Here is a 20,625-nt window from a genome sequence, read left to right as displayed (position 1 = left end):
TTCTTTAACTTTGAACTGGTAAGATGCAGTGCCAGTATTGGGCAAAGGGCCAGACAATGGAAAGGGTGACATACTCCACCCTGGGCGGACCCCACCAAAAAAATTCGGTTTCTTTACCACATGGACCTCCAACTCGAACTAAAGTATCAGGCGGGACCGCGAAAATGCGCTTATTCGACGGCGATTTTCCGCTTGCGGGGCACCATCCAAGCCTCACTTCCTGCCCCGGCCTTCATCGGCCCAACGCGGCAATTTGCGGCTTCAAAGTCCCCGATGGCCACAATTGTTGTATCCGGCTTACCATTATAGACAGCCTTCACCCACAAGGCCGCCTGCTGGCCGCCCTTGCCGGTCTCATTGGGCTGCACATTGAAATGATCGAACTTCTCGACGCTGCCCAAATTGCTGGTGCGCAAGGCTCGATCAATCCGGCTCACTAGGTCGGACACGAACATATCGTTCTTCTGGCGGCAAATGTCGCGGGGCTGCTCGCGATAGATATCCTTGGCCATGATGTAATAGCCAGTTGGCGAAGGCATAGGTTGAGGCGCAACTTCCTTGCTCTGGTCATCGCCTTTCCCGCATCCGCCAACCACGCTGGCCAAAGCCAGCCCAAGTACCGCCCCAACCCCCGCCTTCATCTCTATCCTCACACCTTCTTGATGATCACGGCAAGCATCGCAATTCGATCATCTACAAATATTGTCTGCGAGGTGTTTCCCAAGCTTTTTGACATCAAAGCCCTTGGTGAATTGCATGACCGCCTGCGAAAATCCGCTGCCCCACACTTTCACCTCTGCATCGAGGTCAAACGTACCGGAATTCTCGATGCTAAATGCGGAGATTGAACGCATAGGGATCGATGTAAAATCGATCTTCTTCCCGGTAATTCCCTGCTTATTCACAACGATAATACGGCGGTCAGTAAAAACTGCGCCATCTCGCATGCCTTTTGTCGATATAATCGGGACCTCGCCATCGACCAGCAAAGGCCTAACAAGATCGAGGGTTTCCCCCCCCTTAATCTCGTCGCCCAGATACAAACGCTCAAACAGCACGCTACTCATAATCCCCCTCACATCTTACGAACGACCGCGACGATCCGCCCGATGATGTGGACATCTTCCGGCATGACGAAGCGCGGGCGGACGGATTGGTTGTCTGAAATGATTTCGATTTGGCCGCCGCGTGCGGGGCCGATACGTTTGATCATGCCCATGCCTTGATAGGTCATGGCCCAGATCAGGTCGGCGTTGTCGACCACTTGCTGGCGGCGGTCGATCAGGACGATATCGCCGCTCACCATGGTCGGCTGCATCGAATCGCCCACGGCGTGGGCAAAGAACAGATCCTCTGGCGCGCTGTGCGTAAAGGCGCGCAGCCATTCGCGTGGGAAGTGCTGGACCTTATAGTTCGGATCGCCGTCCAGAAAGCTGGCCCCCATCCCCAACGCCAGGTCAAACTCTCGCACCGGCACAAGGCCTAAGTCTTCGGCCACGACTTCGATCGATGGGGGCGCGACATAACCTGCGCCCGGATCGTCCGTTTCGTAGGTCAGAAAAGCCGGTGTCGTTTGAAGGACTTCCGCAATTTTATGCAGCTTGGATGACCCGCCAGCGCCTCGCCTGATCAGGTTGTTTATTGTGGGCTGGGTAACGCCAACACGGCGCGCCAATTCCGACTGCGACATTTGCAGTTCGGCGAGACGTTCAACGATTCGCTTGCCCATGCTCATGAGGCAAAATGCCTATAGCTTTTGCTATAACCCGCCACCTTAATCTTGTTGTTGACCGCCCTATAAATTTGGCTATAGGTCAGCACATGCTTAGCCCAAACCATCCCCTCCCGACTCCATACGAGGCGCTGCTTTCGGCGGTTGATGCTGCTGGCGGTCAATCCGCTCTTGCGCGCCTCTGTGGCGTATCCCAGCCCAGCGTTTGGAAATGGCTGCAAAGCTCCAAGCGCCTTCCCGGTGAACACGTCCTCGCCGTCGAAACGGCTACCGGCGTCTCTCGTCATCATTTACGTCCCGATCTCTATCCGCTCGATCTGGCCCCCGGCCCGCGCTGGTATGGTGTCGATATGGCGGTGGGTGGCGATCAGGTTGCGGTATCGGTCTGGCGCAATGACCGAAACGGCAATCGTTTCATCGGTTTGGACAATGCTGCAACGCAACGGATCGCCCGATGACAAAACCACGCCAAGCCCTCACCCCTTACCGCGCCCTCTGCCGGATCGAGGAAGTCCTCGGCTGGGACGGCATCGCCACCGTGATTGAAAAGAATGTGTGGCATTGCCGCAAAATGTCGGACCCCGACACGGGCCGCGAAATCAGCCTGCGCGACGCCGCCCGCCTTGATGCAGCCTATCAACGCGCCGGGGGCATCGGCGCCCCGCTGCGCGAAGCCTTCGATGCCATGCTCGATCTTATGGGCGATACGGATGCAGACCCGCTCGACCTCCTCTCCGCATCCAGCCGCGCCGCCAAGGAAGCGGGCGAAGCGGTCGCGGCGGCGCTGGATGCGGTGCGCCGCAATGACTGCCGCGCCGCCCGCGAAAACGCCTTGCGCGAAACCGAAGAAGGCATCGCCGCATTCCACACCCTGATTTCAGCCCTGCGGGCCGGAGAAAACGCATGAGCGGCGAAGGCGCGCTGCGCAGCCAGCCCCTGATCCACGCCCCGCTGGAATTCCGCCTGCGATCGGGCGGGGCGCAGGCAAAGGACAAGGCTTTCATCACCTGCCCCAAATGCGGCGCGCCCATGTTCGTGCGCGACAGCAATCGTCAGACCGAAACCGTCAAGCATCTGATGACCCATTGCACCAACACCGGATGCGGGCTGACGGGCATGCATGAACTGGTTTTTGTCCACTTCTTCAATCCCGGCATGGTCGACCGGCCCGACCTCAATCTCAAGGCCTGCCCTCGCGAACAGATCCCGCACATCCTGCCCCCGCCGCGTGACGATGGCGCGGACGGGCAAATGAACATGTTCGACGCGCCCAGCTAACCGGCTCGGCCCGCACCAAACCCCAACACCACCACCCAACCACAAACGGCAGCGATCCTGCCGAGGGGGAAGCTTTGTCCAATTTCCACGCCACCCGCCGCGGCTCACCGCGCTATTCCCGCATCGGCCACCTGCGCGACATGCTGTTCCGCTGGGAAATAGAAGCCACCATGGCCGCCACCACCGGCGCCATCACCCACGAACACGCCCTCGCCCTTCTGGCCCGCATCGACGCCCAAACCGCCCGCCTCCGCCAAATGGGGAGCGCACAGCGGTGAGCCTGCAAGAAGACATCCTCCACGGCCTCAAGGACGAGTTCACATTCAAGAAGATCGGCAAGGAATGGCTGCAAGAGGGCAAATGCCCTTCTTGCGGTCAACGCACTGTCTTCTGTTCGGCCACAACGCCGAAAATCGTAAAATGCGGGCGGCTTAATGAATGCCGCTGGCAAGACACGGTGCGCAACCTCCTGCCCGATCTTTTCGAGGATTGGTCAAAGCGCCACCCCCGCACGGAACAAGCCCCCAATGCCGCAGCGGACGCCTATTTGCTGCACGAACGCGGCCTCGATCTGCGTCTCCTGCGCGGCAGCTATACCGAGGAGGTCTACCGCGATTACAAAACCGGCGCGGTCGGCGCCACGGTACGTTTCCGCATCGCCAACACCTATTGGGAACGCATCATCGATCGCCCTGGGCGCTTTGGGAAAAAGGCCCATTTCGAACGCGGAGGCACCTACGGCGGTCATGTCTGGATGCCGCCGGTCACCAATCTGGAAACTCTGGCACAGGCCGATGAAATCCTGATCGCCGAAGGCATCTTTGATGCCACCGCCATCACACAGGTCAAACGCCACGCTGTCTCGGCGATGTCGACATCCAATTACCCGGATCGCTTCCTCGCCGATCTGCGCGCCGAATGCATCCGCTCCGGCCGCAAGGACTTCCCGCGTCTGGTCTTTGCCTTCGACGTGGGCCGCGCCGGTGTCGAGGCCACCCGCGACTATGTCAAACGGGCAAGGCGCGAACATTGGCAAGCCGAAGCTATGCAGATCCACGCCGATGGCGAGGGTAAGAAGCTCGACTGGAATGACCTGCTGCTGCGCCATCTCGACTGGAAAGGCGATGCTGAAAACGCACCGCTGGGCAACAGGGCCTTTGAAACCTATCGCTATAATGGCGCGATCACCATCGCCGATACCGCCCATGCCAAAGCAAAGCTGATCGCGCGCCGCCGCGCCGAACAGGCCAAACCGGGCAGCTTCTATTTCCGCCACAACAACATCACCTATTGGGCAAAAGTCAAAACCGACGCCGATGATGATGAAGACGAAAAGAAGAACCTCAACGGCAAGGTGAATGTCGAGCAGATCTGCAATTGCGCCTTCCGCCTGCTCTACCGTGAACGTGATCACATCAGCAACGAAACAAAGTATTTCGTCCGCATCGATTACCCTGACGCACCGCCGGAAAAGGCCACGCCCTTTTCCAACAGCGCCGTCGCCAGCCTTGGCGAATTCAACAAGACGCTGGCCCTTCATGCTGGCCGCTGGACCGGCAGCGCCGAACAAATGGACCGCATCATGCTGGACCAGCTGCGCGGCCTCAAAGTTGTGCAACCCATTCCCTTCACCGGCTATTCGCCAAACCATAAGGCTTGGGTGCTGGGCAATATCGCCATCCACAAGGGGCAACTGCACAAGGTCAACGATCAGGATTATTTCGATTTCGGGAAATCCGCGGTCAAATTGCTCAGCGCCGAACGCATGCTCGATCTGCATTATGATGCCGATCAGCTCAAATTCGATTGGCTCCCTCATGTCTGGACCGCGTGGGGGCCAAAGGGCTTTGTCGCGCTCGCCTTCTTCACCATGTCGCTTTTTGCGGTGCAAATCCGCGAAAAGCACAAATCGCTTGGTCTACTCGAAATTACGGGAGAACCGGGCGCGGGCAAATCCACGCTGATCGAATTTCTTTGGAAACTTCTGGGCCGCAATGGCTACGAAGGCTTCGACCCAAATAAGGCCACGCAAGCCTTCCTCGCCCGCCAATTTCTGAAAGTGTCCAACCTGCCGGTCGGCCTGATCGAAGGGCGCCGGGAAGACGACAAGAACTCCAACGTCAAGCAGTTCGACTATAACGAACTGCTGGTCCTCTATAATGGCCGCTCACCGCGCGGAACTGCCAAGAAAACCAACGGCTACGAAACCAACGAGCCTGATTTTTTGGGCAGCGTCTATGTGATGCAGAACGAGCGGATCAACGCCATTCCCGCTGTCCTGCAACGCCTGATGTCGATGAGGATCGACAAATCGAACTGGTCTGACGCCACCAAAGTATCGGCTGTCAAACTCGAACAATGGCCCAGCGAAGACGTCTCGGGCACCCTGATCCATATCGTGCGGCAAGAAGCCAAATGGCTCGAATTCTTCTTCAACCGCTTCTCTTACCATGACGAGGAAATGCCCCGGCGCAAACCCGGCCTCTATGAAGCGCGCCCCATCAAATGCCACAGCCAGTTGGCCGCCGCCGTCGAGGCGCTTGCCCATCTGTTTCCCGGCGTTCAGCAAGCATGGATCGACCAAACCATCGCCTTTGTCGATGCGATGGCGCTCGATCGTCAGACCAGCGCAGGCGGCGATCACCCGCTTGTGATCAGCTTCTGGGAAAAGGTCGAGGCCCTGCTCGATCGGGAAAAGCCAGATGAACATGCCGACGGCAAGTCGATCAACCAATCGCGAACTCCCAAAACGCGCATGGCCATCCGCCTCACCGACTTTGAAATCAAATGTCGCAATGCGGGCCTCACGCTGCCCGACCTGGACAAACTCAAGAAGGTTCTAAGCAGCAGCAAGTCGCCCCGATATCTGGATCAAAAGAAGGTCAATAATCCCGCAGGCAAAGTCGTTTCGTGCTGGGTCTTCGAATGGAACAGCGATGAAACGCAGGAGCGCGTCATATGACCCCCGCTCCCCGCCCCACCTATCGGATGGACCTCGATCCCGCGCCCTTGCGCGTCTGGGGCGGCATCGAAACCACGCAGCCGCCCCTGCTGGCCCATTGCCATGACGATCTGCTGGCCATGCTCACCCGCATGCTGGGCCAACGCACCCGCCGATACCCGGACATGATCCAACGCGGCGAGATCGAGGCCGACACCGCCGCCGCCGAAATCGAAACCTTCGCCGCGCTGGTGGCCGACTGGCATTGGATGGTCAGCGGCGAAGGGCAACCCTCGCCCCTCGGCTGCTGGCCCCGCATGATCGTCACCATCGACGGCTCGCTCTCCACCATTGCGGATCTGGCGCGCGAGGCCGGCGGCTTCTCAAAAGCCCTCGCTGATCAGGCCCACCACGTGCTGGCCATCCGCTGGCACCTGTCCCGCTGGAACGAAACACGCGCCAACGCGGCCAGCACCCACGCGGCACGCGCTCGTTTGGCCGCGCGCGTGACCGCAGCTGCCGGCCACTCCCCAAATCCCGTCAAACCCGACACCGCCGCGCCTTGGTGCGTCGAACTCTAACTGAAAGGAAGCCCCGCAAATGCATACCGAAATCGCCATGATCCCCGTCGCTGGCCTTCAGCTTCTGTCCGTTCACGACAACGGCGAAGTGCTTGCACCCATGAAGCAGCTTTCAGACGCCATCGGCATTGGCTGGATAGCGCAGTTTCAACGCATCAAAAGCACCCCGATTTTGGCTGAAGGTATTAGGAACATCCTAATACCTTCAGCCTCTGGAGGCACTCAGGACACCCTTTGCCTACCCCTCAAGCAGGCATTCATCTGGCTTATCACGCTTCAACTGGCGCGCGTGAAAGATCCCGCCATCCACGCACGCGTCGATGCCCTTCAACGCGAGAGCTTCGATGCCATGTATGATTACTGGACCAAAGGCGCCGCCCATAACCCCCGCTTCGCCGCCGTCGAGGCTCGCGTCGAACTGACCCGGCAGACTCTGGCTCGCAAACACCTGCCCGATACTCTGCGCCGCCTCGAAAAGGCGAACCACGCCACCACGCACCGCATCCATCTGGCGCTTGCCCGCGCCGACTGCGAGGCACTCGGCATCGAAGCGCCCACGGCAGCGGATTATCCATTGGCCCAAGCCGACCTGTTTCAGGGAGGCGAGGCATGATCTTGACAATTCAAATCGGCGAGCGCAGCTATCGCCTCATCACCGCGCAAACGGCGGTGATGCGGTGTGGAAACCGCGAAAACCTCGCCGATCAGGCGCGCCGCTGGATGATTCCCGGCGCGCTTTCCTATGGTCGGGCGCATCGGGAGGCTTCGGCCTGCCGGTCCCGCGAGGTTCCCCGGTTTTCCACCCCGGTGTTGCCCGGCCACCCATGTGGAAATGGGAGGTCTGGTTCATTCAAAGGAACCTCGACCATGAGCAAAGCAGCTTCTGGCGCCACCGTCACGCGCCTGTTCGATCCGAACCAAAACACCCATTATGCCCTGTCCGAAGACGCCAAACTGGAGCTTGATATGCTCTTTGGCGCGATGGCGGCCATCTCCAACGCAATCGACACGCCGCCCGACGAAGAAGGCCCCGAAATCACCCCGCATCACATGATGCCGCTGTTCTTCACCTTCGCCGCCCACGGTCGCCGCATCATGGATGACCTGCCCTGCCGATATCCGGGCCGGAGGAAATCCAATGGCTAAACCTCTCACCCCTGCGATGCGCGCCCGCCTGATCGCGGCCTATGACCACGCCGCCGACCTCATGCGCGATGGCTTTCACGCCCTTTCGATCATCCGTTCGCTACAGGCCAACCACAACGCCATTTACGGCTACGTTACCTGCACCGACAAACTCCGTTGCGCGGGCGTCGAAATCACCAGCAACTGGAAAAACCACGCCGGTATGCTCGATGCATGGATGGCCAAGGCCGCCGCGCGTATCGATGAAGCAGGCCCTCCTAGCGCGCATCAACCCACGACCATTCCGGTGGAGGGCACCAATGCCCATCTCTGAACCCTGCCCCATGTGCGATGGCACTGGTTTGAAAGACTACGCTGGTTTCGGCATGGATCTTTGCGAATGCCAAGCGCCCCAACCTGCGGCCCGCCCTTATCGCGAAAACGAACTTACCTTGCCTTTGCAAAAGGAGGCCGCATGATAGAACAACAGCGGTGCGGCATGGCACAGGCCCATGCTATCACGGGCCTTTCCTACCGCACCCTTCAGCATCTAGCATCCAGCGGAGCGATTCCCGGCGCCAGCAAGCCAGAAGGCCGCTGGGTTTTCGAGATCTCCACCCTGAAACGATGGGTCACCCGGACCAAAAGGAATATAATTCAGCCATGTCCTCGAACCTCTATCTGCGCAACGGCGTCTACTGGGCGCGTTTCAAGGTCCGGGGGCACAGCTATCGATTCAGCCTACGAACACGCTCTGAAGCAACCGCAAAAAAGCGGCTCAAGGCGGAAATGGAGCGGGTAGCCGATCAGGCCCACTTTGGGATCAGCGGCCCCGTGTCATGGAAACAGGCCGTGGTGGAATGGGAGGCAGAGGCATCTGCCTCCCATTCTGTTTCTGAAAAGACCCTTCAACGGTACAAGACCAGCCTTGTCCAATGCCGCCAATGGCTCGACGAAAAAGATGTTCAGGACATCGACGCCGCGCTATTCCGTGAAATGATCAAGGCGCGCCAGAAACAGGGCTGCACCAACGCCACCATTCGCCGCGACCTGACCGCGATCGCCAGCGTCCTCGATCATGCCGTCGAACTGGAATGGGTCGAAGACAACGCCGCGCGCAGCTATAACCGCAAGCGTGTGCCCGAACGCCGCGATCCGATCATCCTGCCCACCGACGATGATATCGCCTGGACATTGGGCAAGGAACGCACCCGGTTTGTCGACATGATCCTTTTCGCCCGCGAAACCGGCATGCGCCAGGACGAAATCGGCAGCCTCGAACACGCGATGGTCGATAAGAAAGCCAAGGTCATCACTTTCATCGGGAAACGCCGCAAACTGCGCGCCATCCCCCTCACCGCCAATGCGCTCAAGATCATCGAGACCCAACCGCGCTTCATCGGCTGCGATTGGGTCTTTTATCGCATGGATCAGGATGCACAGGGCAACCCGGTGGCGGTGCGCTATAACAACATCGCCTCCAACTTCGGCGCCTACACGCTGCGGGCGGAAAAGCGGGCTGTCAAAGCTAACCGCCCCTATCGCCGCTTCCGCTTCCACGACCTGCGCCACCTCTACGCGGTCGAATACCTGCGTCACGGCAAAGGCGGGATCTATGACCTGCAAAAGGTGCTGGGCCACACCAGCGTCAAGACCACCGAGGTCTATCTCGACTACCTGACGCCAGAGGAGGCACGCGCCGCCCAAACGGGGGTGGCACAAAAAGGGTCACACGTGCAGCGGTCGTAACCCGAGAAACCCTCAAAAAACCCCGCAATCATTGGAAAAGGCAGGTGTCACACGGCACCTGCCTTTCGGTTTTGTAAACCGAAGGTCGGGGGTTCGATCCCCTCATCCGGCACCATTTCCCAGACCAGTGACGTTCATTCACGGTTGCAAAAACCCCAGAAATCAGCCATATTTTACCCATCAAGGGGCCAGAGGCGTTCGCTTTCGTTCGCTGCCAGCCACCTCGCATTGGGGGTATGTTCGGGGGTATGTCGATATACCCCCACCCAAGATACCCCCAATCTAGCAGAATGGGGAATCAGCCATGGCGCTTACCGAAGTCGCAGTCCGCAATGCCAAGCCAAAGGACAAACCCTATAAGCTGGGCGATGCGGGCGGCCTTTTCCTCTATGTGACCCCGGCAGGCGGCAGGCTTTGGCGCGTCAAATTCCGGGTAAACGGCAAAGAGAAACTGCTATCGCTGGGCGCATGGCCCGAAATCAGCTTGGCCAACGCGCGAAAGGAGCGGGACAAGGCCAAGGAAGCGTTGGCAACCGGCATTGATCCTGCGCGCGACAAGCAACAGGCCAAGCATCGCGCCAAAGTAGCGGCGGCCAACACCTTTGCCGAAATCGGCGCCGAATATCTCGACAAGCGCAAACGCGAGGGGCTTTCAGACAGCACCAGCGGCAAGGCTGACTATTACCTCTCGCGCCTTACCCCTGCCCTTGGCCGCCTGCCGATTGGCGAAATCACTGCGTCGGACGTTCTAGCCGTGCTGCGCGCCTTTGAAAAACAGGGCAAGCACGAGACTGCCAACCGCCTGCTGCAACTGGCCAGCCGCATCTTTCGCTATGCCGTGGCAACCGCCCGCCTAACTTCCGACCCTACCCGCGATCTGCGCGGGGCGATCACCACGCCCAAGGTAACGCATTATGGCGCGATCACCGATGCCGTGGGCGCGGGCAAATTGCTGCGCGCGATAGACGGCTATGAGGGCGGCGGCATTACGCGGTTAGCGATGCAGATTGCCCCGAATGTTTTCGTGCGCCCCGGCGAATTGCGCCATGCCGAATGGGGCGAGATTGATCTGGAGGGCGCGCTCTGGATCATCCCGGCGGAAAAGATGAAAATGCGCAAGGCCCACCACGTCCCCCTGTCCCGCCAAGCCGTGGACCTGTTCAAAGAGGTGCGCGCGGTGACTGGCCCGGCTGGCTATGTTTTCCCATCCGTTCGCACCCGCGCCCGCCCGATGAGCGAAAACACCATCAACGCCGGTTTGCGGCGGCTGGGCTATTCCAGCGATGAAATGACCGCCCACGGCTTCCGCTCCATGGCCTCAACCTTGCTCAATGAAAGCGGCAAATGGTCGCCTGATGCCATTGAACGCGCCCTCGCCCATGCCGATACAGACAGTGTGCGGGCGGCCTATCATCGCGGCGCCCATTGGAAAGAGCGCGTGGAAATGGCGCAATGGTGGAGTGATTATCTGGACACGCTGCGCAAGGGGGCGGACGTGGTGGCCTTTCCTGATCGCGCGGCGGGGTAAAAAGCCCCCAAGGGGTAACTGACAAAACTGACGAAACCGACCGGGGGACGTAGGGTGGAGCCTTAGGCATCATTCGGGGGGTAAGTTCAGGGAATGATAGCGGATGATGCTTCGGCGGCCAGCCGATGATGGCCGAGGGGCGCATGGGTATGCGTTGCCCGAAGTGGAAGTCACCGCCGATAAGATGACGTTCGCGCCAAACAGGAATAACGTCAAGATGATGATGGCGGACGTTGGTTTACTTTGCCGCGCGTCAACTTGTGTCAATGTGACGGCAATCTGACCGAATGCCAATCGAGGTGAAGCGTCCCATGATGACCGCTAGGCCGATTGTCCGCACGTTGCTGGCCATCCTTTATCTGGCGGCGGGGATGCTGCATTTAGTGCTGCCCGCGCCCTTTATCAGGATCACGCCGGAATGGGTGCCTGATCCGGCTCTGATGATAACCTTGACAGGCATGGCCGAAATGGCGGGCGCGGCGGGTTTGATCCAAGGTTGGTGGCCAAGGCTGCGCCGCGCGGCGGGGTGGGGCCTTGCCGCCTATGCGCTCTGCGTCTGGCCCGCGAACATCCACCATATGATGATGGATTTCGCCCGCGCCGACCATGGGTTGGGCTGGGCCTATCACGGCCCCCGGATGCTGGCGCAGCCCGTGCTGATCTGGGCGGCGCTTTGGTCTAGCGGAGCGATTGGGCGGGGGTGAAAGATTTCCCATAGCGCTGGAATGACTCTTTGTTCCCACCCGCAAAACACGGTAAATCTTGGCGGACGTATCCGAACGGGTTAAGCCCTTGCCCTGAAAGAAATTGGGGCGGCACAATCCATGGACATTACGGGCTATTTGAACGAAATCCGCAAGCTATATGCCAGCGGGCAATCCACAGAGCACAGTTTTCGCCCCGCCCTGTTCGCCCTGTTTCAGTCAATTGATCCAGCGCTGACGGTTATCAATGAACCTAAACATCTTACGGATGTGGGCGCCCCTGATTTCGTGTTCAACCGTGGTGATGTTGCCATCGGCTGGTGCGAGGCCAAGGACATCGGCAAGGACGTGCGCAAGTTCGCTGCCAATGACTACAGCAAGGCGCAAAAGGAGCGTTACCGCAAGGGCCTGCCCAACCTGATCTATACCAATGGGCTGGATTTCGAGTTTCTGCGGGATGGCGAGGTGGTGGACTTCATCACCATTGCAGACCTCATCCCCACGATCCCGGCATGTGCAGACAATTTCGCAAGGCTGGAAAACCGGCTGCGCGACTTTGCCAGTGTCACCCCCCTGTCCATCACGTCATCCAAGCGGCTGGCCGAAATCATGGCGGGCAAGGCGGCGATCATCAAGGACATCATGGGCCGCGCGCTGATGCTGGATATGAAGGCGCGCGATGAAGGCGCCGCGCCTTCTGACCTTATCGGCCAGTATGAGGCTTTTAAGGCCAGCCTTATTCATGACATCACCCCGGCGGACTTTGCCGATATTTACGCCGAAACCATCGCCTATGGCCTGTTCGCCGCGCGCCTGCATGATGAAACGCCCGATACGTTCAGCCGGGCCGAGGCATTGGACCTGCTGCCCAAATCGAACCCGTTTTTGCGGGAACTGTTCATCTATATTGCTGGCCCCAATCTGGACGAGCGTTTGCGCCGAGTGATTGATGAACTGTGCAACGTGTTTTGCGCCACCAATATGGACAAGGTGCTGCGCAATTTCGGCAAACTGTCCAAGCGCAATGACCCTTTCCTGCATTTCTATGAGGACTTTCTGGCCGAATATAACCCGGCCAAGCGCAAGGCGCGAGGTGTGTGGTACACGCCCGAACCTGTGGTGAATTTCATCGTGCGCGCGGTGGACGAGGTGTTGAAAAGCGATTTCGGTCTGGCCGATGGCTTGGCCGATACGTCCAAGGTGACAATTGATTGGGATACGGGGCAGAACGACCTCAAGACCGGCAAGCCCGCCACCATCAAGAAAGAGGTTCACCGCGTTCAGATTCTGGACCCGGCCACCGGCACCGGCACTTTTCTGGCCGAAGTGTTGAAGCAGGTTTCGGGCCATGTGAAGGGCATCGCCCCGGCAAAGCTGTCATCCTATATTGAGCGTGATCTGATCCCGCGCATCCATGGCTTTGAATTGCTGATGGCATCCTATGCCATGTGCCACATGAAGCTGGACATGATCCTGACCCAACTTGGCTATAAGCCATCGGCCACCCCGCCGCGCCTTGGGGTTTACCTGACCAATTCGCTGGAGGGTGGCGAAAGGGTGGAGCAGACCTTGCCCTTTATGGGCCTGCAACGCGCCATTGCCGAAGAGGCCAAGCAGGCGAACAACATCAAGCGCCAGACCCCCATCATGTGCGTAATTGGCAACCCGCCCTATTCCGGTGAGAGCGCCAATAAGGGCAAGTGGATCATGGACCTGATGGAGGCTTACAAGAAGGAGCCGGGCGGCCTCCAAAAGCTGCAAGAGCGCAACCCCAAGTGGATCAATGACGACTATGTGAAGTTCATCCGCTTGGCTGAACACATGATCGACAAGACCGGCGAGGGCGTGCTGGGCTTCATCACCAATCATGGCTATCTGGACAACCCCACGTTCCGGGGGATGCGCTGGCAGTTAATGAACAGCTTTGACCGCATCCACGTTCTGGACCTGCACGGCAATTCTAAGAAGAAGGAGGTTTGCCCGGACGGTTCGCCCGACAAGAACGTGTTCGACATCATGCAGGGCGTGGCGATCATCATGGCGGTGAAACATCGGCATGATAGCAAGGCACCCAAGAAACTGGCCGATGTCTATCATGGCGAATTGTGGGGCAGCCGCGAGGGCAAGGGCGAGGCGTTGTGGGCGGAGAGCCTGCCCAACCTTTCGGGCACCCATTTGCCGCACAAGGCGCCCGGCTATCCCTTTGTTGCCCGCGATTATGATGTCGAGGCAGACTATGCCAAGGGCTTTTCGGTGGCCGACTTATTCGGCATTCTAGGGAACGGAATTGTAACCAAGCGCGACGCTTTATCCATAAAGGAAACGCGCGAAGCAGTTTGGGAGACGATGCAGGACTTCGCGCATCGAGACGAACCAGAGGTGCGCTTAAAATACAATCTTCCGCCTGATGTCCGCGACTGGCAATATGATTGGGCGAAGAAAGATGTTGTCGATCATCTCGACCAAAAATTTATTGAGAAGCTAAATTATCGCCCATTCGATCAACGCTGGACGCTTTACACGGGCAATGCGAGAGGATTTATCGGATGGCCAGTAAAGCAAATAATGAAACATTATGTTGACCATAAAAATTTAGGCATGCTCTTACCAAAAGCGTGCCGAGACAGCGCGTTTGCTCACATTTTTGTTACTGAGCTTGCAAGTGAAGCCATTTTCTTGTCATCGCTGACAGGCTCAAATGCCATGAACCTTCCCCTCTACCTCTACCCAGAGGAAGGCACGCTGGATCAATCCATCCGCGTCAATTTCGATCCCAAACTCTATGCCAGCATCCGCAAGGCGGCTGGGCTGACCGGGCCGCTTTCCGCCCCTGATGGCACCGATGCTTTCCGCCGCGCTACAGGCGATGTCCGCCCCGATGAAGTGAAGGTGTTCGACTATATCTATGGCGTGCTGCATTGCCCCGCCTATCGGTTGACCTTTAGCGAATTCCTGAAAATCGACTTCCCCCGCATCCCCTTTCCCACCAGCCCTGAAAGCTTCCGCACCATCAGCGAAAAGGGCGAGGCGCTGCGCCGGTTGCACCTGATGGAAGAGGCCGCCATCGGCGCGACCCCCTATCCCTTTGATGGCGAAGCGCCAGAAGGGCAGGATTGCGTGGTGGACAAGGCGCGTTTTGAAGCGGGCCGCGTCTGGATCAACGGCAAGGGCGCCCAAGGCCAATATTTCGATGGCGTGCCAACCGAGGCGTGGGATTTCCATATCGGCGGATACCAGCCCGCCCAAAAATGGCTGAAAGACCGCAAGGGCCGCACCCTTGGCTGGGATGACATCAGGCACTACCAAAAAATCATCAAGATCCTGACCGAAACGGGCCGCATCATGGCCGAAATCGAAATGCCGAACCAAGGAGTTGCGTGAAATGGTCGAGTTTGAAAAGGCCGAGCGCCTCTCGCTGCGGGCACACCCGGAACTAACCGAAAAATGGGTGCAAGACCTCATCGCGAATGACCCCAGCATTCTTGGCCTTGGCGATTTGGAGTTACGCCAGAAGGAGCGCATCCAGCCCAGAGCCGGGCGTCTTGATCTCCTGTTGCAAGACCCAGACAGCAAACGGCGCTTTGAGGTGGAATTGCAGCTTGGCGCGACCGATGAAACGCACATCATCCGCACCATTGAATATTGGGACATTGAGCGAAAGCGTTACCCCCAATACGATCATTGTGCGGTTTTGATTGCCGAGGACGTCACCAGTCGGTTTCTCAATGTGATTTCGCTGTTCAATGGTGCGATCCCATTGATTGCACTGCAAATGCAAGCCCTCAAGGTAGGCGGAAAAACGACCATTGTCTTTACCCGCGTCTTGGATGAGATGACACGCGGATTGGTGGACGAGGACGAAGAAGCCGAAGCGGTCCCGGCGGACCGCAGCTATTGGGAAGGGAAAGGATCGAAAGCCACCTTGAGCTTGGTCGATCAATGCCTTCAAATGATCCATGATTTGGACCCATCGGTCGATCTGAAATATAATAAGCACTACATTGGCCTTGGCCGTGATGGCCAGCCGCATAACTTTGTGACCTTTCGGCCAAAGAAAAACACTCTGACTATCGAGTTCAAGTTGCCACAGAGCGACGATGTGGATGCCATCATTGACGATGCTGGCCTTGACAAGCTTGATTACAACGCGCGTTGGAATTTGTATCGGTTGCGCCTGACTTCTGCTGACGTAAAGGCCAAGGGCGAGGCTCTGGGCAAGCTTATCAAATTGGCCCATGATCGCAGGGTGGCAGGCTAGGCGGCGAATGGTGAGAGTGCCTTTTTCTATGAAGCGTCAGACACTCGCCTAATATTGGCCCTTAATGCCACCGCCATCACTACTGAAGCCGCGATCTGGCGCTGGCATGGATCAACGCCTTGATGGCCGGGTAGCAGCCAATCAAATCAGTGCAAAACCTGCGCGGCCCGACTTGAATGTTCCCGTATCGTTCCTAATGATATGGCGCGGGGATAGGCAGGCCAGCCGATAAGCGCGACACTCCGACGCGCTTCCCTGCTCCGACCATCGGAGCCGCAACGGAGGCGGGTTTGGTGCCAGATGAGTTTATTCGCGCAGGTGACGCATTTCAGGCCGTGGCAGCATTGTATGAATGGCAGGAACACGAGCAAGCGCAGGAAGCGTTGTTGCGGCGCCTTGCATCAGGTGCACTAAGGGCGAAAGCCCTTGGGTCGTTCAAATATTTGACATATGAAGCTGTTGATTGGCGCGGTGATGAAATCAATTATCAATGGCAAAGCGTAGATTGTGACGACGATTTCATACCCAAAGGGTTTTGGCATTGCCTGAAATATCGCTTCAATTCGCAGAGCGTTATAGACTGGATTATTGGAGATTTTGAGTTTCGTACCTCAGACGAACAAGGCGTTGCACACGGAGTGATTTTTGCTCAGTCCGACGTTGAGGCCATCATTGGGAAAAAGACAGCAGTACCAGCAGTTAATTTCCCGGTTACGCCCATCACAATAGACCCACCCAGTACACGCGGTCCGGGCGCTCCGATCCAATTCGACCAGAGTAGCGCGCTTATCTATCTGGTCGCGTTAGCCCATCTGTCAGTTGATGGCTTATGCGAAACCGGCAAACCTGATGTATCCGAACGTGGTATTGCGCGTCTTTTAGAACCTTGGGCCGAGGTGACATATGGAGAGAACAAGGGGCCAAGCGATACGTGGCGACGAAACCTTGCCAAGCAGGTTCTTATAGAAATCCAGCGTCAAGAATGGCTGAAATCTGGGGGTGGCAGTAATTCCAAGGGATCGCACCGCGCCTAATTGGTGCCATCAGTGACCATTGGCGTCCACGTAAACGCCAGCGGGCGGGATAGAATGATTGCGGTATCGAACAACAGGAGTTTCGACCGTGAATCAATCGAATCCCGCACCCCTCGCCTATTCCATTGCCGACGCCTGCCGCGTTTCCAGCATCGGCAAGACGCGCCTCTATCAGCTTATCAATGAGGGCAAGCTCAAGACCACCAAGCTGGGCAAGCGCACGCTGATCCCGGCGGAAAGCCTGCGCCGCCTGATCGCTGGGGAGGTTTAAGCCCCATGCACCAGACGAACAAAACCCCGGCTGGCATTGCGGGCCAGACCGGGGCTTCGGGCGATAGCTTTGCGGGCGTGTCGCACTTTCCCTTTAGCTCGGATGCCCATAGGGCGCAATTTCTCATGCTGGCCTATGCCGTGCGACTGGAGATTGCCAGGATGTTGGCCGCCGTTACGTTTGGGGGTGGCCATGGCTGATTGGCTCTATGCTGAAATGCAGGTGGCGGCGGGTAATATCCGCCAGCCGCATCTCGACCGATTGCGCGCGCTGGACTGCGCTAATGCCGCCTTGGACCGTGTGATGCAGGATTATCCCGCCTTTGGCGCGATGCGTGTCCAGCGCCGATCTGGCGGGCTTTATGAGCCTTGCGAGGCGGGCCATCCGGCGCTGATCCTGCCGGTGTGTTATCCGTCCTATCATGCCGGGCTTGTTTCGCCCGCCATCACCCTTTGGCATATGCTGGACCTGATCGCCTTTCGGGCCGACAATCCGGCCAACTGGCTCTGGCGAACGGGCCATGGCTGGGCGCTGGGGGCCGAGGCGCTGGAGAACTGGCAGGGCCAGCCGGTGCCGTTGGTGGCAACGCCTCTCGATTGGCTGCGCGCCGGAGGTGATGCGGTTTGCGTTCTGGATTGGCAGGATGACAGCCCAGCTTGGCCGCTGCTGCGCTGCATTCCTGAAATCGTGGCCAGCGATGATCTGTTGGCGCGCAAACTGGCGCAGGCCATCGCGCGCAACACCCCGCGCCCGCGTATTACGGTGGAGGCGCTGCGCCATGCCGCTTAACCTTGCCGCCATGGGAGGCGATGAAACCGGGGCCGCTTGGCCCGATCCCCTGCCGCTCAATGATGAACTGCTGCCGGTGCAGCCTTTCGCGCCCGCGCTGCTGCCCACACAATTGCGGCCTTGGGTGCAGGACATTGCCGAAAGGATGAATTGTCCGCTGGATCTGGTGGGCATCCCGGCGATGGTGTCGGCGGGCAGTCTGTTGGGGCGGCGCATCGGCATTCGCCCGCAACAGCGCACCACTTGGCTGGAGGTGGCCAATATCTGGGGGGCGGTGGTGGCCAATCCGGGGCAATTGAAAAGCCCGGCGGCGGCGGAAGCCCTTGCGCCCCTTAAACGTCTGGAGGCCAAAGCGGCCCAAGCCAATGCCGAAGCCCAGGAACGCTATAAGGCTCAAGAGGCGCTGCATAGGCTACAAGCGCGCGAAGCCGAGGGGGACGCGAAAAAGAGCCTCAAGGCGGGCGATGCGAAGGGCGCCCTCGCTATGCTGGAGGCGGCGCAAGCGCCCGAACCGCCCATGGAGCGCCGCTATCTGACCAATGATGCCACGGTGGAAAAGCTGGGCGAGATTTGCCGCGCCAACCCCTTTGGGCTGATGGTTCACCGCGATGAACTGCTGACCCTGTTTGCCGATCTGGATCAACCGGACAAGGCGCCCGCGCGCGGCTTTTTCATGACCGGATGGAGCGGACAGGAAAGCTACACCTTTGACCGCATTGGGCGCGGCACGGTTCGCATTCCGGCGGTCAATTTCTCGCTGTTTGGCACTACCCAACCGCATCGGCTGGCGGCCTATATGCGCGAGAGTTTGCGCCGCCATGATGATGGCATGGTGCAGCGACTCCAGCTTTTGGCGTGGCCGGATATTTCGGCCCATTTTGCCGAAGTGGACCGTTATCCCAACAGCACGGCGCGGGATGAGGCATTTGCCTGCTATGATGAATTGGCGCGCTTGAACGTGAACGAAGTTGACGCGCAGCGGGATGAATTTGCCGGGGATGATGCCGTGCCGTTCTTACGCTTTGCCCCTGATGCCCAAGAGGCTTTTGGGGCATGGCGGGCCAATCTGGAGCAAAAGGTAAGGGGCGGTGATCTGGCGCCTGCCTTATCGGCCCACCTTGCCAAATATCGCGGGCTGATCCCCCGGCTGGGGCTGATCTGTCATTTGGCCAGCAATGGCATGGGGCCGGTCTCTCTGGCCGCCACGCTGCAAGCTTTGCAATGGGCCGACTATCTGGAGAGCCATGCGCGGCGGGCCTATGCCAGCATGGGGCTGGACCATGCCAATGCGGCGCGCGCGATCTGGCGCCATATCCGCAAGGGTGATCTGGCCGATGGCTTCACTGCCCGCGATATTCAGCGCAAAGGGTGGGCCGGGCTAGGCGACAAAGCGCGCATCACGGCTGGGCTGGAGGCTTTGCTGGATGCCGATTGGCTGGCCGGTGACGAACTGCCAGTTGGGCCGCAAGGGGGCAGGCCATCGGCCCAATACCGCCTCAACCCCAAGGCGTTGGGAGCGTTGAGGCCATGAGATTCGATGCGGCCTGTCTTTGGGCCGCGATGGCGGACAGAACTGGTGCGCTGACGGTTATTCTCCAGCCCCCGGCTACAAATCCGGACTTAGAGAAGCCGCCAGCGCATGGGGGAGAATATCCAAAATCTACCGTCTCGCAAGGTGATAGCGGCTCGCAGCGATGCCGTTTTGTCGGTTTTGTCAGTGACCCTTGGGGGCGTTTTTCCATTTACAAGCAGGCCAAAGGATATTGCCATGCCCAGAGCCAAGAAGGCCAAACCACAAGCGAGTGAGCCGCGCAATGATACGATGACCGTGGCCAAGGAAAAAGACGAAAAAGACCGGATTGCTACCGCCAAGACCTTGCTGGGGCCGGGCTTTCGCCATGCCTCTGCCCTCGCTGGCTTGCACGGCAAGCAATTTGGGCAGGCAGATTACATGCCGGGGCTGGGCGATTATGCCGATGCCTTGCGCGATCTGGGCGACAAGGCGGCCAAGGGTGATCTTGCTTTGGCCAGCCGATTGCTGGCAGCGCAGGCTTTGACGCTGGATTCCATCTTTGCTGAAACCACCCGGCGGATGGCCAGCAATATGGGGGAGCATTTGCCCGCCACGGAAATTTATGCCCGCATTGCCATGAAGGCGCAGGCCAACAGCCGGGCAACGCTGGAGGCTTTGGCCAAGCTGCACGCCCCGCGTGAACAGACCGTGCGCCACGTTCACGTCAATGAAGGTGGGCAGGCGGTGATTGCCGATCAATTCCACCATCATGCAGGCCAGCCGACCGGGGGGCAAGAGAATGGACAACCAAGCGAACAACCCCATGCACCCGATCATCAGGTCAGAACCATTGGAGGCGCGTCTGGCCAAGGCGCCGCGCTGCCATGCCCGGACGCGGGCGGGCAAGGCTTGCCAGTCGCCAGCGGTGAACGGGGCGAAGCGGTGCCGGATGCACGGCGGGGGCAGGAATAAGCAAGGCCGGGGCAGCGGCGCCCCGGCTGGCAATAGCAATGCGCTCAAGCATGGTGCCCGATCTGCCGAGACGCGCGAACTGATGGCGATGATGAGGGCGTGGGGCAGGCTGGAGGATAAAGGCTGAACCGCCGGAGGATCGCAGGACTG

General features: G+C 58.9%; 24 protein-coding genes. 21 read left to right on the top strand and 3 right to left on the bottom strand.

Annotated elements, in window-relative coordinates; genetic code table 11:
• Window positions 1–170: 170 nt before the first annotated feature.
• The 3 genes from AC2S2E_RS09405 to AC2S2E_RS09395 are packed head-to-tail and all read right to left on the bottom strand — an operon-like array spanning window position 171 to window position 1,729.
• A complete protein-coding gene (locus AC2S2E_RS09405) occupies window positions 171–641 on the bottom strand; it encodes a hypothetical protein (protein ID WP_486522112.1) in 471 nt (156 codons plus the stop codon).
• Window positions 642–689: 48 nt separating this feature from the next.
• A complete protein-coding gene (locus AC2S2E_RS09400) occupies window positions 690–1,067 on the bottom strand; it encodes a PH domain-containing protein (RefSeq protein WP_486522111.1) in 378 nt (125 codons plus the stop codon).
• 8 nt (window positions 1,068–1,075) lie between these two features.
• On the bottom strand, window positions 1,076–1,729 hold the full coding sequence (locus tag AC2S2E_RS09395) for a LexA family transcriptional regulator (RefSeq protein ID WP_486522110.1): 654 nt from the start codon (window positions 1,727–1,729) through the stop codon (window positions 1,076–1,078).
• Between the two features lie 92 nt (window positions 1,730–1,821).
• Here AC2S2E_RS09395 and AC2S2E_RS09390 point away from each other — a divergent pair, with 92 nt between their 5' ends.
• The 21 genes from AC2S2E_RS09390 (at window position 1,822) to AC2S2E_RS09290 (ending at window position 20,602) form a co-directional block, all read left to right on the top strand.
• Window positions 1,822–2,190, top strand: a complete 369-nt coding sequence (locus AC2S2E_RS09390; protein ID WP_486522109.1) for a YdaS family helix-turn-helix protein — start codon at window positions 1,822–1,824, stop codon at window positions 2,188–2,190.
• Complete coding sequence (locus AC2S2E_RS09385; protein WP_486522108.1) at window positions 2,187–2,639, top strand: hypothetical protein; 453 nt, start codon at window positions 2,187–2,189, stop codon at window positions 2,637–2,639. The genes AC2S2E_RS09390 and AC2S2E_RS09385 overlap by 4 nt, the downstream gene beginning before the upstream one ends.
• Entirely contained in the window at window positions 2,636–3,010 is a 375-nt protein-coding gene (locus tag AC2S2E_RS09380; RefSeq protein ID WP_486522107.1) for an ogr/Delta-like zinc finger family protein, read from the top strand. The genes AC2S2E_RS09385 and AC2S2E_RS09380 overlap by 4 nt, the downstream gene beginning before the upstream one ends.
• A gap of 74 nt (window positions 3,011–3,084) precedes the next feature.
• Window positions 3,085–3,288, top strand: a complete 204-nt coding sequence (locus tag AC2S2E_RS09375) for a hypothetical protein (RefSeq protein ID WP_486522106.1) — start codon at window positions 3,085–3,087, stop codon at window positions 3,286–3,288.
• Window positions 3,285–5,972, top strand: a complete 2,688-nt coding sequence (locus tag AC2S2E_RS09370; protein WP_486522105.1) for a toprim domain-containing protein — start codon at window positions 3,285–3,287, stop codon at window positions 5,970–5,972. The genes AC2S2E_RS09375 and AC2S2E_RS09370 overlap by 4 nt, the downstream gene beginning before the upstream one ends.
• Window positions 5,969–6,532, top strand: a complete 564-nt coding sequence (locus AC2S2E_RS09365; RefSeq protein WP_486522104.1) for a hypothetical protein — start codon at window positions 5,969–5,971, stop codon at window positions 6,530–6,532. Before AC2S2E_RS09370 ends, AC2S2E_RS09365 begins: the two co-directional genes overlap by 4 nt.
• A 19-nt stretch (window positions 6,533–6,551) precedes the next feature.
• Window positions 6,552–7,145 carry a phage antirepressor N-terminal domain-containing protein gene (locus tag AC2S2E_RS09360; protein WP_486522103.1) on the top strand — a complete coding sequence of 198 codons (594 nt, stop codon included), beginning with the start codon at window positions 6,552–6,554 and terminating at the stop codon, window positions 7,143–7,145.
• Between the two features lie 254 nt (window positions 7,146–7,399).
• Window positions 7,400–7,678, top strand: coding sequence for a hypothetical protein (locus tag AC2S2E_RS09355; protein WP_486522102.1), 279 nt, complete (start codon window positions 7,400–7,402; stop codon window positions 7,676–7,678).
• The gene (locus tag AC2S2E_RS09350; protein WP_486522101.1) at window positions 7,671–7,991 is read left to right on the top strand and encodes a hypothetical protein; all 321 of its coding nucleotides are present in this window, start codon (window positions 7,671–7,673) and stop codon (window positions 7,989–7,991) included. The genes AC2S2E_RS09355 and AC2S2E_RS09350 overlap by 8 nt, the downstream gene beginning before the upstream one ends.
• A gap of 329 nt (window positions 7,992–8,320) precedes the next feature.
• Complete coding sequence (locus AC2S2E_RS09345; protein ID WP_486522100.1) at window positions 8,321–9,406, top strand: tyrosine-type recombinase/integrase; 1,086 nt, start codon at window positions 8,321–8,323, stop codon at window positions 9,404–9,406.
• 304 nt (window positions 9,407–9,710) lie between these two features.
• Window positions 9,711–10,934, top strand: a complete 1,224-nt coding sequence (locus AC2S2E_RS09340; protein WP_486522099.1) for a tyrosine-type recombinase/integrase — start codon at window positions 9,711–9,713, stop codon at window positions 10,932–10,934.
• Between the two features lie 314 nt (window positions 10,935–11,248).
• Complete coding sequence (locus AC2S2E_RS09335) at window positions 11,249–11,638, top strand: DoxX family protein (RefSeq protein WP_486524580.1); 390 nt, start codon at window positions 11,249–11,251, stop codon at window positions 11,636–11,638.
• 120 nt (window positions 11,639–11,758) lie between these two features.
• Complete coding sequence (locus AC2S2E_RS09330) at window positions 11,759–15,019, top strand: type ISP restriction/modification enzyme (RefSeq protein ID WP_486522098.1); 3,261 nt, start codon at window positions 11,759–11,761, stop codon at window positions 15,017–15,019.
• Window position 15,020: 1 nt separating this feature from the next.
• Window positions 15,021–15,896 (top strand): DUF5655 domain-containing protein, encoded by an 876-nt coding sequence (locus AC2S2E_RS09325; protein ID WP_486522096.1) that lies wholly within the window; start codon window positions 15,021–15,023, stop codon window positions 15,894–15,896.
• Window positions 15,897–16,189: 293 nt separating this feature from the next.
• A complete protein-coding gene (locus AC2S2E_RS09320) occupies window positions 16,190–16,930 on the top strand; it encodes a hypothetical protein (protein ID WP_486522094.1) in 741 nt (246 codons plus the stop codon).
• Between the two features lie 88 nt (window positions 16,931–17,018).
• The gene (locus AC2S2E_RS09315; protein ID WP_486522093.1) at window positions 17,019–17,201 is read left to right on the top strand and encodes a helix-turn-helix domain-containing protein; all 183 of its coding nucleotides are present in this window, start codon (window positions 17,019–17,021) and stop codon (window positions 17,199–17,201) included.
• Between the two features lie 5 nt (window positions 17,202–17,206).
• Window positions 17,207–17,401: a hypothetical protein gene (locus AC2S2E_RS09310; RefSeq protein ID WP_486522092.1), complete on the top strand. Its 195-nt coding sequence runs from the start codon at window positions 17,207–17,209 to the stop codon at window positions 17,399–17,401.
• Entirely contained in the window at window positions 17,394–17,990 is a 597-nt protein-coding gene (locus AC2S2E_RS09305) for a hypothetical protein (protein ID WP_486522091.1), read from the top strand. Before AC2S2E_RS09310 ends, AC2S2E_RS09305 begins: the two co-directional genes overlap by 8 nt.
• Complete coding sequence (locus AC2S2E_RS09300; protein ID WP_486522090.1) at window positions 17,980–19,521, top strand: YfjI family protein; 1,542 nt, start codon at window positions 17,980–17,982, stop codon at window positions 19,519–19,521. Before AC2S2E_RS09305 ends, AC2S2E_RS09300 begins: the two co-directional genes overlap by 11 nt.
• Before the next feature lie 237 nt (window positions 19,522–19,758).
• Window positions 19,759–20,475 carry a hypothetical protein gene (locus tag AC2S2E_RS09295; RefSeq protein WP_486522089.1) on the top strand — a complete coding sequence of 239 codons (717 nt, stop codon included), beginning with the start codon at window positions 19,759–19,761 and terminating at the stop codon, window positions 20,473–20,475.
• Window positions 20,366–20,602 (top strand): HGGxSTG domain-containing protein, encoded by a 237-nt coding sequence (locus AC2S2E_RS09290; RefSeq protein ID WP_486524578.1) that lies wholly within the window; start codon window positions 20,366–20,368, stop codon window positions 20,600–20,602. The genes AC2S2E_RS09295 and AC2S2E_RS09290 overlap by 110 nt, the downstream gene beginning before the upstream one ends.
• The last annotated feature ends 23 nt before the right edge of the window (window positions 20,603–20,625 follow it).

It is taken from the genome of Novosphingobium sp. 550D (assembly GCF_057401885.1).
Note: the sequence above shows the minus strand (reverse complement) of the source record. Positions and strands in the feature narration are given on the sequence as shown.